Origin of the sequence: Vibrio scophthalmi, from assembly GCF_040869025.1 — a bacterium.
Classification (GTDB): Bacteria; Pseudomonadota; Gammaproteobacteria; order Enterobacterales; family Vibrionaceae; genus Vibrio; species Vibrio scophthalmi.
Genome location: NZ_CP134272.1, coordinates 1,239,594 through 1,255,159 on the forward strand (window position 1 = coordinate 1,239,594; position 15,566 = coordinate 1,255,159).

Annotated in this window: 9 protein-coding genes; 5 read left to right on the forward strand and 4 right to left on the reverse strand. The window is 44.8% G+C overall.

Annotated elements, in window-relative coordinates; genetic code table 11:
* Positions 1 to 2: 2 nt before the first annotated feature.
* Entirely contained in the window at positions 3 to 668 is a 666-nt protein-coding gene (locus tag RJD38_RS20490; RefSeq protein WP_268675078.1) for a Qnr family pentapeptide repeat protein, read from the reverse strand.
* Positions 669 to 1,033: 365 nt separating this feature from the next.
* Positions 1,034 to 1,435 (reverse strand): cytochrome b562, encoded by a 402-nt coding sequence (locus tag RJD38_RS20495; protein WP_367971490.1) that lies wholly within the window; start codon positions 1,433 to 1,435, stop codon positions 1,034 to 1,036.
* Between the two features lie 531 nt (positions 1,436 to 1,966).
* On the opposite strand from RJD38_RS20495, the gene zwf reads away from it, so the two are divergent.
* The 4 genes from zwf to RJD38_RS20515 all read left to right on the forward strand — a co-directional run bounded on the left by zwf (position 1,967) and on the right by RJD38_RS20515 (position 6,118).
* Positions 1,967 to 3,469: a glucose-6-phosphate dehydrogenase gene (gene zwf, locus RJD38_RS20500; protein ID WP_065431589.1), complete on the forward strand. Its 1,503-nt coding sequence runs from the start codon at positions 1,967 to 1,969 to the stop codon at positions 3,467 to 3,469.
* Positions 3,466 to 4,182: a 6-phosphogluconolactonase gene (pgl, locus tag RJD38_RS20505; protein WP_367971491.1), complete on the forward strand. Its 717-nt coding sequence runs from the start codon at positions 3,466 to 3,468 to the stop codon at positions 4,180 to 4,182. Before zwf ends, pgl begins: the two co-directional genes overlap by 4 nt.
* A 51-nt stretch (positions 4,183 to 4,233) precedes the next feature.
* Positions 4,234 to 5,682: a decarboxylating NADP(+)-dependent phosphogluconate dehydrogenase gene (gnd, locus tag RJD38_RS20510; RefSeq protein ID WP_005598417.1), complete on the forward strand. Its 1,449-nt coding sequence runs from the start codon at positions 4,234 to 4,236 to the stop codon at positions 5,680 to 5,682.
* Positions 5,683 to 5,956: 274 nt separating this feature from the next.
* Entirely contained in the window at positions 5,957 to 6,118 is a 162-nt protein-coding gene (locus tag RJD38_RS20515; RefSeq protein WP_367971492.1) for a hypothetical protein, read from the forward strand.
* A gap of 250 nt (positions 6,119 to 6,368) precedes the next feature.
* Here the strand turns inward: RJD38_RS20515 and RJD38_RS20520 are convergent, their stop codons facing one another.
* Complete coding sequence (locus RJD38_RS20520) at positions 6,369 to 6,629, reverse strand: hypothetical protein (protein ID WP_367971493.1); 261 nt, start codon at positions 6,627 to 6,629, stop codon at positions 6,369 to 6,371.
* 198 nt (positions 6,630 to 6,827) lie between these two features.
* Between RJD38_RS20520 and RJD38_RS20525 the strand changes: the two genes are divergently transcribed.
* A complete protein-coding gene (locus tag RJD38_RS20525; RefSeq protein WP_367971675.1) occupies positions 6,828 to 7,463 on the forward strand; it encodes a MarC family protein in 636 nt (211 codons plus the stop codon).
* 91 nt (positions 7,464 to 7,554) lie between these two features.
* Here RJD38_RS20525 and RJD38_RS20530 read toward each other — a convergent pair whose 3' ends face one another.
* Complete coding sequence (locus tag RJD38_RS20530) at positions 7,555 to 15,333, reverse strand: Ig-like domain-containing protein (RefSeq protein WP_367971494.1); 7,779 nt, start codon at positions 15,331 to 15,333, stop codon at positions 7,555 to 7,557.
* Between the last annotated feature and the right edge of the window lie 233 nt (positions 15,334 to 15,566).

Below are 15,566 nucleotides of genomic sequence, written 5' to 3' on the forward strand. Positions count from 1 at the left end.
AACTAAACAATAATCAGTCCTAAAGGCTCTAGCAATTGAGATTGTTGCCAGCTTAAAATCTTCACACCGGTCAGATCCACTCGCCTTGGATCCAATCCAGTTAAGTCACAGTCTGTCAGGTCACACTCTCGGATGCGCACCCCACTCCATATATCTTCTGAGAACTCTCCGCGACTTAAATCAGAGCCTTGCAATGACGTTCCTTGCAGGTTAGTTCCAATCCAGCGGTTCTCAAAGAGCTCGCATTTTTCAATACACAAGCGCTCCATGTTGGCATAAGAGAGGTTACATGCAGTGATATACGCTGAACAAAAATAGACATTATGGCTAATTTGGTTAGCAAAACGGGCCTGAGAAAAATTGACGCCTTTTAAATCACACTCTCGCATTTCAATGCCAAAGCAATTCGCACCCACAAATTGACTCATTGAGAGTTGGCACTGTTTAAAACTGGCATCGTGTAAATTGGCATAGTGGAAGTCGCAGCCTTCAATTTCACCTTGCTCGATAAAAGTGCAATGCTCGAAATGCGCTTCCATCATTTCAGCTCGGCTAAAATCACAGCCATAAAATTTACAATGACTGAACTTGGCATAACTCAAGTTTTCACCAGCAAAGCTGTGATTTTCAAAAATCTGATGTTCGAATACGGTATCTTGGTAATGCATGAATAACTCCTTGATTTGATGCAAGGCTATCATTTCATTCCAAATTAGGCATTAAATAAAATTCCTTTAAAATCAACATGATAAAAACCCAATTTTCGCATTCAAAATGGAGCTTAATACCACCAACATAACCTCAAAATAAAACACGCCTACGCGGAGAAGGGAAAAATAGTTTTGCGCCGTTGTGAAGCGATTGAAGACTTATATGGACTAAATTAAGCAAGAGGCCTAAGTTGGCTTTTTCAAACCTAGTAATCATGTTCGGATACCGGTTTCTGTTGGTCGTGCTTTAGCGATAAAAAAACACCGCCCTAAGGCAGTGTTCTTTCTCGAACGCATCGTAGCGAAAAACCGATTTAAAACGATCAGCCAAATAGCTTACTCCAGATACTTGGATTGCGTTTATCGTGGAATTCAACTCGCAGATCATCAATCGCTTTTAATTGTGCTTTAGCTTGTTCAAGGTTGCCCTGTTCAAGTTGTTTTTCGACGCCCTCAACGACCAAGTCCAATTGTTCAAAACCTTCGGTATAAAGTGCTTGTTTTTCCGTTGGGAAACTGGCGTTTTGCAGTTGAACGAGCACTTGATTGAACGAAGTCATCGCCGTAGCCATCTCTTCTACGCTTTGCGCCTCCGCTGCATGCTTAAAATTCAGTTTCATTTCATTCATTGCCGATTTCATATCAAAAGGCGAAGCAACCGATTGAGCGGCAAATATCATCATAACGAACAACAAAGTAGGTCTTAACACAGTGCGTATTAACATAGGGTTCTCTCAATTAGGCTAAATTTCGTGCGTAGGGTTTGCAGCCAAACAGTGGCTTAAACATCGTTGTGTTTGCCCTTTCGCGTTCAGCATACTAAACATCAAGGTTAATGCAGAGTAATATTCGTCAACAAATTGTTTCAAACAGCCTACCTGATGGATCCATAACATGGCCAATATCACCTATACTAACGAGCAAAATCTTAAGCTGTCATTCTTAACGCAATCGTTAACTATAAGTGTAATTGTTTGATTCTCTGGCTTATATTCGATACCCCGTGTTCAAAGCATGTAAAAAACAAGTCATATATTAAGCAATTAAACACTCGGGAGTTGATGTGAATCAATTTGTCGTAGACAATACAGCGCCGTATTGAGTGTTAACTCAACGAGCTTCGATTTTATCTATCAATGAAATAGGTAGCATCGATTATCTATTTTGAGGTGTCGTTGATAGGGTTGCTTTCCTACTATATAAGTGAAAAGCCAAACCTAGGCACGCAATCACTACCTCGTTTTAAGGGAAAGATGATGGTAATTCCAGAAAACAGCAGCATCGTTATTTTTGGTGCTTCGGGCGACTTAACATATCGTAAGTTGATCCCTGCCTTATACCACCTCTACGCGAACAAACAGCTTCCTGAAAATTTCGCGATTTTAGGCGTGAGCCGCACTGAATATAGTGATGAATCATACCGTGACAAGCTGAAGCACTCTCTTCAAGAAATGGAGAAAACTGAGCCAGCAACGTTGGATGCCTTTATTGATCATCTTCACTACCAAGCGATCAACACTTCTGATACTGCAGATTACAATAAACTTACCGCTCGCCTTGATCAGCTAGCCGACAAGTATCAGTTTGAACAGCGCAACACCCTATTCTACCTCGCGACACCGCCAAGCTTGTACAGCGTCATTCCTGCGAGCCTTGCAGCTCATGGTCTTAATGATGAGCAAACCGGTTGGAAACGTCTAATTGTAGAAAAACCTTTTGGCTATGATTTAGCATCAGCACGTCAATTGGATAAAGATATCCATGAGCATTTCCAAGAACATCAAATCTACCGTATTGACCATTACCTAGGTAAAGAGACTGTACAAAACCTGTTGGTGTTCCGTTTTTCTAACGCAATGTTTGAACCCCTATGGAACCGCAACTTCATCGATTATGTTGAAATCACTGGAGCGGAATTCCTGGGTGTTGAAGAGCGTGGCGGATACTACGACGGCTCTGGTGCTATGCGTGATATGTTCCAAAACCACCTGCTACAAGTGTTAGCAATGGTGGGCATGGAGCCACCAGCACAAATCAACGCCGACTCAATCCGTGATGAAGTAGCCAAAGTACTGCAATGCTTAAAACCATTGGAAGAAGATGACCTGCGCAACAACCTTGTGCTTGGCCAATACACCGCTTCTGATGTTCGTGGGCAACATTTACCGGGTTACCGTGAAGAACATGGCGTTGCTGAAGACTCACGTACTGAAACCTACGTTGGTCTTAAAGCCTATATCAATAACTGGCGTTGGAATGGTGTGCCATTCTATGTACGTACTGGTAAACGTTTACCAACTCGTGTGACGGAAGTAGTGATTCACTTTAAGAACACACCGCACCCAGTATTTGGTCAAGATGCGCCAGAGAACAAACTGATCATCCGTATTCAACCTGATGAAGGCATTCAAATGAGCTTCGGCCTTAAACAGCCAGGGGCTGGTTTTAAAGCCAAAGAAGTGAAAATGAACTTCCACTACGCTGACTTGCTCGAAACGCAAATGTTGACCGCTTATGAGCGTTTATTGCTTGATGCACTAAACGGGGATGCGACTCTGTTTGCACGTAGCGATGCGGTTGAAGCGTGTTGGAAATACGTTCAGCCGATTCTGGATTTCAAACAAGACCCTCAATCGCTATTTGGTTATGCCTGTGGTACATGGGGGCCAAAAGAGTGCGACGATTTATTACAACGCGATGGACGCGCATGGCGCTTCCCTTGTAAAAACCTAACCGATACGGATTACTGCGAACTATGATCAATCATAAGATCTTTGATACGGCAGATCAGGTTGTTGAAAGCCTGGCGAAGGATATGCAAGCGTACAGCGAATTAGGCCGTGCTGTGCATATTTCTCTATCTGGTGGTAGCACGCCAAAAATGCTGTTTAAACTACTCGCAAGCGAGCCATTCGCAAGCGCGATTCAATGGCAACACCTTCACTTCTGGTGGGGTGATGAGCGTTGTGTGGCACCGGATGACGCAGAAAGCAATTATGGTGAAGCCAACACACTTCTGTTCAGCCAAGTGGCTATTCCTGCAGAAAACATCCACCGTATTCGCGGTGAAGATGAGCCTCAAGCAGAAGCTGCGCGCTTTGCCAAAGAGATGGCCGATGTCATTCCATGTGAAAACGGCACACCGGTATTTGATTGGATTTTGCTTGGCGTAGGTGCAGATGGTCACACCGCTTCGCTATTCCCAGGAGTGACGAACTACGCTGACGAAAATCTGTCTGTACTGGCTTCTCATCCGGAATCGGGTCAGATCCGCGTATCAAAAACAGCCAAAGTATTACAAGCGGCGAAACGCATCAGCTACCTCGTACTTGGCGCAGGTAAGGTTGCCATCGTCAACGAAATTTCCACCACTCCTGCTTCTGAGCTGCCTTACCCGGCAGCAAAAATCCAGTCTACAACTGGTGAAACAGAATGGTACTTAGATTCAGACGCGGCAGCACAGATTGCTTAACGTTATCGTTAGCACAATAGCCCGTCCTTTAGCGTAATTTGGAGAGAAACAATGAAAGGTGATATCGGTGTAATCGGCCTTGCTGTAATGGGTCAGAACCTTATCCTAAACATGAACGACCATGGTTTTAAAGTGGTTGCACACAACCGTTCTACTGACAAAGTAGATGAGTTCTTAGCAGGTCCAGCAAAAGACACCAACATCGTTGGCGCATACTCACTTGAAGAGCTAGTAGAGAAACTAGAATCACCACGTAAAATCATGCTAATGGTTCGTGCTGGTGACGTAGTTGATATCTTCATCGACAAACTCGTACCGCTGCTAGACAAAGGCGATATCATCATTGATGGTGGTAACACCAATTTCCCTGATACCAACCGTCGCGTTGCTGCACTTCGCGAGAAAGGCATTCACTTCATCGGTACTGGCGTATCTGGTGGTGAAGAAGGCGCTCGTTTTGGTCCTTCAATCATGCCTGGTGGCGCTCATGAAGCTTGGGAAGCTGTTAAGCCTATCTTCCAAGGCATCTCAGCAAAAACTGACGCTGGTGAGCCTTGTTGTGATTGGGTGGGTAACGATGGCGCTGGTCACTTCGTTAAAATGGTTCACAACGGCATCGAATACGGTGACATGCAGTTGATCACTGAAGCATACCAATTCATGAAAGATGGTCTTGGTCTATCTTCTGACGAAATGCAAAAAGTATTCGCTGAGTGGAATACCACTGAACTAGACAGCTACCTAGTAGAAATCACCGCTGACATCCTTGGCTACAAAGACGAAGACGGCGAAGCCCTAGTTGAGAAAATCCTAGACACTGCTGGCCAAAAAGGTACCGGTAAATGGACCGGTATCAATGCACTCGATATGGGTATCCCGCTGACGCTAATCACCGAATCGGTATTCTCTCGTTGCCTTTCAGCATTGAAAGACCAGCGTGTTGAAGCTGAGCAACTATTTGCTAAGACGATCGCACCCGTTGAAGGTGATAAGCAAGAATGGGTTGATGCACTACGTCAGGCTCTACTGGCTTCTAAGATCATCTCTTACGCGCAAGGCTTCATGCTAATGCGTGAAGCGTCGAATGAAAACGGCTGGGATCTTAACTACGGTAACGTGGCACTTATGTGGCGTGGCGGCTGTATCATCCGTTCTGCATTCCTAGGCAACATTCGTGATGCTTATGAAGCGAACCCAGAGATCGCATTCCTAGGCTCAGATGCTTACTTCAAAGGTATCCTAGACAACTGCATGAGCGCTTGGCGCAAAGTGGCAGCGAAATCTATGGAATCAGGCATCCCAATGCCTTGTATGACATCGGCTCTAACCTTCCTAGATGGTTACACCACGGCTCGCCTACCTGCGAACCTGCTGCAAGCACAGCGCGATTACTTCGGTGCTCACACTTACGAGCGTATCGATCGTCCACGTGGTGAATTCTTCCACACTAACTGGACAGGTACAGGCGGTAATACTGCTTCTACAACTTACGACGTATAATTTTTGTCACACGCCATTCACCTTCGACTGGAATGAGTAGCGCTAGATAAGCCAATAATTTCAAGCCGATAGTTATGCTATCGGCTTTTTTAATCCCCCTAATAACGCAATCAAGGTAAGTAAGCCTTGCATCTACGCCTATAATAAAATGTAAGCGGATGAGGTTAAGCCCATGAAGCTACCTTATTATCCAAATCCGAATTTATCCACCAGCGAATGATTCGCTCGGTCAACATGAAAACCAGGAAGGCGAACACGAACAATTGAGGTTATCATGACTATTAGTTCTCACTTTGTGTATGTCCCTGAAAACGATATAACAGAACAAACACAGTTCGCGTCTCAACAACCACAAAAATCAACCATTTGTGAAGCTGAGGCCCATCGCCAAGCGCTAGTAACACAGGCTCAGCAACGTGGTGGTCTCGTTGCCTAAGACAGCCACACAGTTACAACGCGAAAAAAAATGATGTGTTATTTCGAGGTATTATTTCAAGGTATTGTTTCGAGGTGTTGTTTCAAGGTATTGTTTCGAGGTGTTGTTTCAAGGTATTGTTTCGAGGTGTTGTTTCAAGGTGCGGTGCCAAGAATATTGGTTGAATACCAACAGATAGATAAAAGCCCAACAATGAAGTTGGGCTTTTATCTAATGAATACTCATCTAGCTTTTAAATAATCCACTTGTTCTACTCACGCCAAATAAGCTTAGCGAATTTTTGCCCAATGACGTAACAAGCAAAAGTGACTGCCCCCAAAATAACAATGCCAGCGAAATAGGCAAGATACTTGGGAAAACCTAATCCCCAAGCAAAAGTAAAAGCGAGGCCATGCAAGGCTTCAATCGGCCATTGATAGACCGACAGGTTTGAGCCGACGGAAAAAACAGAAACAAATAAACTCAAGCCAACACACGCCGTTATCACAGCAAACAGAGTCGCTTTATTCATAATTTAGTCACGATAAAATAAAAACCAAATTTTATTCCCACCCTAACCTTCTTGCTAGTAAAAGTTCACCAATCAAAACCATTCAGCGCGCATCAACTGGCCTTCAATTCTAAATGGATGAATTAGCATCATGCTAGCAACATATTTCCATGTTATTATTAACATTAATGTAAACCAATGATCTTAGAGAACTTTATGATTCATGATATTTCAACCTTAGCGATCACCGTTTTTATGGGCTTTTTCGCTATGATGAATCCCATTGCCAATACCGCTGTTTTCGTTGGCCTCACAGCCGAACAATCTAAAACTGAACGCAGAAGCACTGCGATTAAAGCACTACTTTGCGCCTTTATGATCGTCGCCGTATTTTGCCTGTTAGGCAAAGCTATCTTCGATCTCTTTGGTATAACCTTACCTGCATTAAGGTTGGCCGGAGGAATTCTTGTCTTCTTAGTTGGTTATCACATGTTGCAAGGCAGCCCATCTAAACTTCACTCAGAAAATGAAGAGAATACCGATAAAAAGGACATTGCCATATCCCCTTTAGCATTACCAATATTGGCAGGCCCTGGGACAATCGCGACTGCAATGAACTACTCCGCTGCGGGTAATGCACTGCATATCGTAATTACGATTTCGGCTTTCGCCTTGCTTTGTCTTATTACACTGGTTTGCTTTTCATTTGGCCCTAAATTAGTCGATAAACTTGGTGAGAGTGGCATCAGTATCATCACGCGTTTAATGGGGTTAATTCTGGCGGTAATTGGCATGCAAATGCTCATTCAAGGTGCCCACGATGCTTTTCTACTCTTTGCTCACGCGCCAAAATAACTCATGACGCTTAAAAGATGACTAGCATCATGAAGTAAGTTTGCAGGTTTAGCCTCAGGACATTTAAAAGGGCCTTTCGGCCCTTTTAGTATTATATTTCAGCGGGTTTAATCAACTCATTGAGCAAGTTGGTCAACTCATTACCTGTTATGTTACCACTACCACTGTTGATGCCATCAATTTGATCAACCACACTATCCAGCTGTATCGTTTGAGTGTTTTGGCCATTATCCCGACTAATCGTCAATTCAACATGGTTACTGTCTACCACGGTCGCTGTGATGCTGTTAAACAGATCATCCATCGTCTCGTTTTGTCCTAACAAGTCAGAGATATCGATCTTATCTTCGTTGACGGTAAAGTCTTTAATCACATCTAACCCGCCATCAAGATCGCCATTCATCCAGAGGAAGGTATCATTACCTTCACCACCAGTAAGAACATCATTACCTAGGCCACCAATCAATACATCGTCGCCTTCACCACCGAAGAGATAATCATCGCCTAGGCCACCATCAATAACATCATTGCCTTGGTGGCCAAGTAGAACATCATCAGCATCACTGCCCGTGATCACGTCATCACCGGTTGAACCATTGAGGCTTGGTGAGTTTGCTTTCACGTCCCCACTTTGGCTAATATTCAATGTCGCTAAATGTTGTGACTCTACTCCGTTGGTATCAAGCACGGTATAAAGGATGTTGTAACCAACCGCTTCACCTGCTCCAAGTTGTGGGGCTGTCGGATCGGGTTGGAAGAAGTATGAACCATCTTCTTTAATACGCAGATCACCATAGTCTGTTTCGATCACCAGATCGTCTATATCGACTCTAGTGGTAACAGACGCTGGATTGATCTCTCCATTGACATCGATCTCTTGTAATACTTCCACGCTCGATGCATTAATGACAATCTCTTCGACATCCATCCCCGTGATCATCGCAAGTAACGTACCCGGTAAACCGATGGTTGGACGTAATTTTGGTAGCTCAGTTTTAATCTTAGAGTCGGGTATATAGAGAATATTCCCCGAACCTGCGACCTCTTCTAAACCTTCTTTAGGAATCGATGATGGTACACCTACCCCGACAGAGGTGACTTCTTTACCAACAATAAAGGCATCCCACTCACTGTTGGTCGTTGAATCCCAGCCTCGGTTATTACTACCGTCACTAAGGAAGAAAATCACATCATTGGTATTGGTCAAATCAACACTATTAAGCGCAGCATCATCATAACCATTCATCACGCCATAAACAGCTTCTTCGTAATCCGTGTAACCTGAAGGGTCAAACACGCCGGTATAGCTGCTATCAGCGACACTGCTCAAGGCCGAGCCTAACATTGAAATAGCTTGATTAACGGTCATCCAGCCTTCACTTTGAGCATTTCGATCGGCATTATCATTGGCTTGTCCATCCTTACCGTCACCGAGTTGGTCATCAAAATCGATGAGCTGTACCAAAACATTTTCCGAACCTTCTTGCACATTTACATGCTCAAGCATCTCTATTGACGCCTCAAGCACCAATTCCATTCTCATTTTGTTTTGATCCGGATTTCCTGAATCATTATAGAATGGTTTGCTACGCATACTGCCAGACGAATCGATAATCAAGCTCATCAATGTCATTGGCGTTTCACCGCCTTGATCGGCATAGATATCTTGTTGTGATGCGGCATTTTCGGTGCTGGTTGCGGTATCATTATTGGCCGCTTCAATGCTGGTCGCAGTAACATCAATATCTAAAACTGTACCTTGGGGATGGGTGATCACAAGGTTATCGAACGTTTCCGACACAGATCCTGTTACTGGCAGCACCCAATTGACACCATCTTGATATCCGGCAGAGACCACCGCGGTTGCAGGCAGGCCTTGAATAATCACAGATTGAATCTGTTCACTGCCATCCAGATCGGTGACTGAAGCCGTAATATCTACTTCGGTTTCAATCTCCCCTTGGCCGTTCACGGTTGACTCACCAAACACAATTGATACTGTCGGGTCATCAGCGACTGGCGATACATCTATCGTGAGCGTTTGCTCTTCACTACGGGCATCGCCTTTCTCCAAAATAAAGCCCAGGCTCGAGTAATCTTGATACTGGTTGCCCTCTCCCGCATTTGGATATTGATCATACCCCGTTTCATGCTCTGCAGGCACAAATCGAACGTTGCCAAAGCTAATTTCTGACGCATCGACTCTATCGCGCTCTGAGATTGGTTCCCAAGTGCCTAGCGACGTTTGCAACTCATACTGACCGTTGCTCGATAAATGCGTAATGAACAAGGTGGTATCCGGGTCGGTAATACCAAAGTCGTTTAGGCTCAAAATATGCGCGGTATCTTCGACAATCTCAATTTGTTGGCTAACCGCATCCAAAATCGGCAAGACAGTCACGTTGATCACTTTATCAACGCTTTCTTCGACACCAGGGGCATTATCTTGAGCAGTGGTTGTCACAACCAATGGGTAGTTGCCCGGCTCAGGTACATTAATAAACAGCTCGGCCAAGTCAGATTGCCATGCGGTGATATCAATAATGCCATTACTGTCCGGGGTGAGATCATCACCATTTGGGGCTTTAACTACCGTACCCGATGGGAACGCACTCAAGTCAAGGTGGGTCGTTAACGATTCCGAACCATCAGTATCCACCAAGCCAACGACAATATCGCTAAGGGCGATATAGCTGTCTTCATAACCGATGTTGTCGAGTGTTTCTAGCTTAATGTCATCGAGCAATGCTCCATAACTATTGGCGGAGGTTTCTGACTCAAACACCACCTTATATTGACCATCGTCTGGTGTTTGGAAATTGAGCGTTTCACTACTCCATTGCTTGCTTTGCTGATCGGTATATTCAAACAATATCGTGCGATTACCTTGACTATCCTCTAAGAATACTGTCATAGGCGAATCATCAAGTCGGCGAGCAGCGACATCAAAAGATAATGCGTAAAACTGACCTGCTTCACCATCAAATTGGGTGTAAAGCTGATCATCACCATGACGACCTTCTAACTCATAAACCTGATTACCCTGCTCTCCTGCATTACCACGATAAACGGTTTCCTTACCAACCTCATGATAATCTTTGTTTCCTTTATTGTTGTCTGTTCCCCAAACACCCTCGGCACCATCACTAATGCCAGAAACAACGTTGGCGTCGGTGAGCTCTTGTGAGTCAATGTCGCCGCGCCATGAACGACCATCCAGATCGATTGTATCGAAATTATGGAACGATAAAATTTCCGCCCCTTCGATATCGATCGTTGGTGTATCCGTGACCGCTTCAACATCGACCTCAATAATATGGTCTTCAATCACCGTGTCATTCGCTGTATAGCCTTCAACGCGCAGACTGAAGTTCACGTCACTATGTTCTGGTGGCGTTATCTCCAGAGTATCCAACTGGCTTGGCGAGACAGAAGCCATACCATTGGCCACACTAATCGCATTACCGTTTGAAGCGAGAACTGCACCATCAGGAATATCTTTAATGACCACTTCCACAACAGAACTGTCAGCGGGTAGGGAAATATCAAGCGCAATCGCGGTATCTTCTTTACCCGAGGCACTATCAATAACATCAAGATCAGACACTTCAATTACTTTAATGGTTGTCGTCGCAGTATTGGACGTTTGACCCGCATTATCAGTTACTTGAACTGTGACAGTACGATCAGTCTCATCAGGATTGTCACTCGTATTCTCAAAGCCAATTTGTTTCAAGAAGGCTTCAAAGTCAGCGGCAGATAGGCCGTTAGGATCATCAGCGGTCACAGTGAGTACTATCGATGAAGCAAGTACACTTTGACCGATGGTATAACCGGTTGTATCAGCTGGTAGCACCAAAGTATCACCATCGAGCTTGTTGACTAAGGTCACTTCCATACTGCTAATACGGTCATGGTCATCAAAAATGTCAGCATCGATATCAGCAATGGATACTGGTGAATCACCTTCGGTAAAGGTGGTCTGATAGTCAACATTCGTGTCAACTTTCGATACTTTGATAACCAAGTCATCATAATCATCGTCATCGTTCGGATGTACTAGCTGATCATCAAAACTCAATACCGTGTTGCCGTCGTTATCTTCAGAGATTCGAATGGTTGAATTTTCACCGTGCGTCGAGAAAACCGTTTGGTTTGGAACGACGGCGCCATTGATCAGTAATTCACCATCGTCATTCATAGTGAATTGAGCATTGTCGGGAGCATTGTTGATAACATCAGCGCCATCCGGGATAAGGAAATATCCCACATTATCCAAGCTATCGATCTGCCCCAGTACAGGATCCACCATATTGCCTTGATAATCATGAGAATCAGCGATCAGAATCATCAATTCCTGAGTATCACTCGCGTCATCATAGACGTAGTAACCAAACACATTTTGATAACCGGCATTTTCACTAACAAACTCGATTTGATATTGGCCTCCATCCAGATCTAACGTCGGAGCTTCATTATCGGTAATGGTCGCGCTACCTTGCTCTGCTCCTTGTTGATACTCGGTTGCAGCAGATAAGGTAAACATTTCGTTGTTATCGGATATCGCATCATCTGTTGTTTGCACCAATACATCAAATGCGGACTCACCTGCAGGTAAAACAAATTGAGCGGTACCATCATTTGCGACGGCGAGAACTTGTGTAGTAGCACCAAATTGCACCGTCAGTTCTGTACCCTCAAAATCTTCCGGTGTTGTTGCACTCAACTCCGATAGCGTCAATGTGATGGTCGTATCTGTTAAACTGCTGGCCGATAGATCAACCTCAAAGGTCGCAACGCCCCCCTCTTCGACTGTCGGCTCACTCACCGCGGTCACTATTGGGCGATCATCATCCGGTGGAGTTGGGCCTTGTGGATCAACACTGCCATCATCAAAAATGGTCGCCGTGCCGGTATCGCTGCCTTGCGCGCCAACCACTCCAACAGCAGTCAGCTCAAAGCTTTCCGGACCTTCATACACTGGTGCATTATTGTCATCAACCGTCGGTATCGTTACGCGAATTTCATTCACACCGGCGGGTAAGATAACATCACCATTATTAGCAACCGTTAAAGCTTCCCAACCACTATTGCCTTCAAACTCAACCACCATCGCGCTGATATCATCACTTTCCGTGGTCACATGATTGATGCCCAAATTAATGGTAGTTGGCGCTTCTGTTGGAATAGAAAGAGAGACGGTAAAGACCGCTTCTTGGCCTTCACTCACATCCACATCGGCAGACACTTCGACTTGCGGAATATCGACGTTTTCAATATTCCCTTCACCAGTCACACCACCAATGGCGAGTGTGTAGTCTTCCGTTATTTCATAAATGCCATCGACTAGCGTTGGGATGACAATACTGAAATTGCTGATACCAATCGGCACCACAATTTCATTAGTATTGGTGTCGTAAGTAACACCGTTGGTGAACTGAACATTACTTAAATCAACATCATTATCGCTTGCGGTGTCTCCATTCGCGCCAAACTCAATGCTATAGCGAGTTTCCTCAAGTACACCGTCTTCAAGTGCCACTTGATAAACCAAATTATCGCCTTCCACCACGGTGGTATCGAGCATCTCTATGGAGTCAACCTCCACCGGAATCGGCAGTGGGTTGACGATAATGGACACTTTGGCTTCATCAAAGCCGCCTTTATCGTCGGTGATCACATAATCAAAATGGGTATTCCCGATGAAGTCATCATCTAAATCGATGTAGACGATGCCATCCTCTATCCAAATATTGGCATTGTTGGCATCTGACACATGGGTAAAGCGGATATTATCGCCATCTGGGTCGGCATCGTTGCCCAACAATTCAGCGACAGGAATTTGCAACACATCCCCTTGGTTTGCGGCGTAAGCACCATCACTGGAGGCTTTAAATCCAGTGAGGAAGTAATCGGAAGAATCAGAGCCGCGACTCGGCTCATTAACAAAGTCGACCGACTCAAACACGATGTTGTCAAAAGCGACACCGCCTAAAGCGGTTTCATCGTAGCTGTAGGTACCGTTGCTATTGCCTTCATTGGCAATGAATAAGCCACTCGCGACAGCATTATCACCGAGATAAGCGACCCATTTACCTTGCTCATGGTTGCCAGAGCCACCTTCATTTTTAAACAGGTTAGAGACAGAGAAACTAAATTCAGTCACGGGCTCATCCAGATCAATTCTAAACTGCTCTGATTCGCCCTCTTCACGATTGTATTGGATTTGCGCACCCGGTCCGCCGTTTTCATCGCCTTCCACACCGCGTTTTACACCACTTTCGGTAATTCCTTTGTCATCGCCTTGATAGCTCGCGCTGATTTGCGCATCAGGATGGCTCCAATCGTCACCATTAAATTTACCCAATGCCACTTCAAATGCCACCGGATCATCGGTCGCAATCGGTGGCGCATTATCAGCCTCCACAAGGCTAACGGTGCGCTCTTCACTGACATTATCGTCACTATCCACCGCGCGATAATCAAACGAGTCATCAGCCGCATTGGCTTCGAAATAACGGAGTTCCCAGTTGCCGTTACCAATGGTTGATAGTTCAACACTGGTTATTTGAGCCCCTTCTTGCCCCTCTGCGGCGAATATCTCGATCTCTTTAAAGAGATTGATATCGCCCGTTATTTCTTTGGTTATTTCTTTAATGATCGGTCCACCATCATCAAGATAAACCGTAATTAATACGCTACTTGGATCTGTCGGGTGATCGGGGTGAAAGAAAGCGCCTAAACCATCAAGCCCTAAAGTAACAGAATCTGAAGGGCGATCTGACATATCAATGGTAATTGACTCGTTGGCTTGAATACCGTTGCCATCCCCGACGCCTAAGCCATAACCAACATGATTTTTGTCACCGTAATATTGAGTAAGCGCTTGGTCATTATCAGAATTAGCGGTGATGCGAATCACATCATCACTACCTTCAAAAGTCAGTACGCGCTGAGTTGGATCACCCTCTACTGGCTCACCCCAATTCAAAAATGCAGTGGTACTTTCATCCCCTTCAAAGCCTTCCGGATCCTCTTGAACACCAAGGAAGAATCCTGTCGATTGGTTGTCGTTTTCATAGGTGAATAGCGTTGGATCGAAGGTTTTTAGCTCACCAATCACATCGTCATTAGATTGAGAAAGGCTATCGGATGCTGAAAGGTTGTTGAATACGGTTAGATCATTTTCAGTCAGTGCGACACCATCATAAAACAGCACTCCCGATTCAGGCAGACTTGTGATCACGACCCTTAGCGGTGCATTAGCGGCATCATCTTCCGCATCAGAAATATGGTCATTAGTTGAATCAACATCATCATTAAAAATGATTGCGGCTCTGCCACTTTCATCAAGTGACACATCGAAACTGCGAGCTTGTGGCGGCGTATCTGGTTCTGGAGTTGGTGTAAGAGTTGGCTCATTTACTAATGTGATAATTCGTTCTATCAGGCCTAGGCTTTGCGTTGTTGATAGTCCCAGGCTTTCAAAACCTTGCGTTTCAAATAACGTTTGAGCAATTGCCTCATCACCAGTACGCTGCACTGAATCTAAGCTTGTACCGCTGGAACCATTTTCTTCACCAGCAGCGGGATCAAACTCTTCATCAACTTGAGTTGGGTCTTGCCCCTCTTCAACGGCCGCGATGATTTGTTGAACATCATCGCTGACATCACGAAGCGATCCATCTTGTTCTGCGATAGCAGCGTTAACAACTGGAGTACCCGCTTCCGTAAATGTGCCATCAGGTAACATTATTATATCACCTGGTAGAGGGCTTTCCCCTTCCTTAAGGTTTCTTACATTCCCATCAGCACTAACAACAATAGCACCCGCAACATTCGCAATTGATAGATAAGCCCCAAGTCCCATAACACCACCTGTCCTACTTTATACAATAATAAACTCGCCGTATAACTCGGCTCATTTAATAGTAGTCCAAATAGCAATTTTGGCAGGGCATGGCGAACATAATGGACACATAACTCATCGAGATCTGGCCATCGTTCAACACGCCATAATCACGCTGAATCCAAACCAAGGTGTCCAATTAAAACCTAAATGAGATCTAGGGGGACCGATAGCGGCTTGATCATAAGAGATAA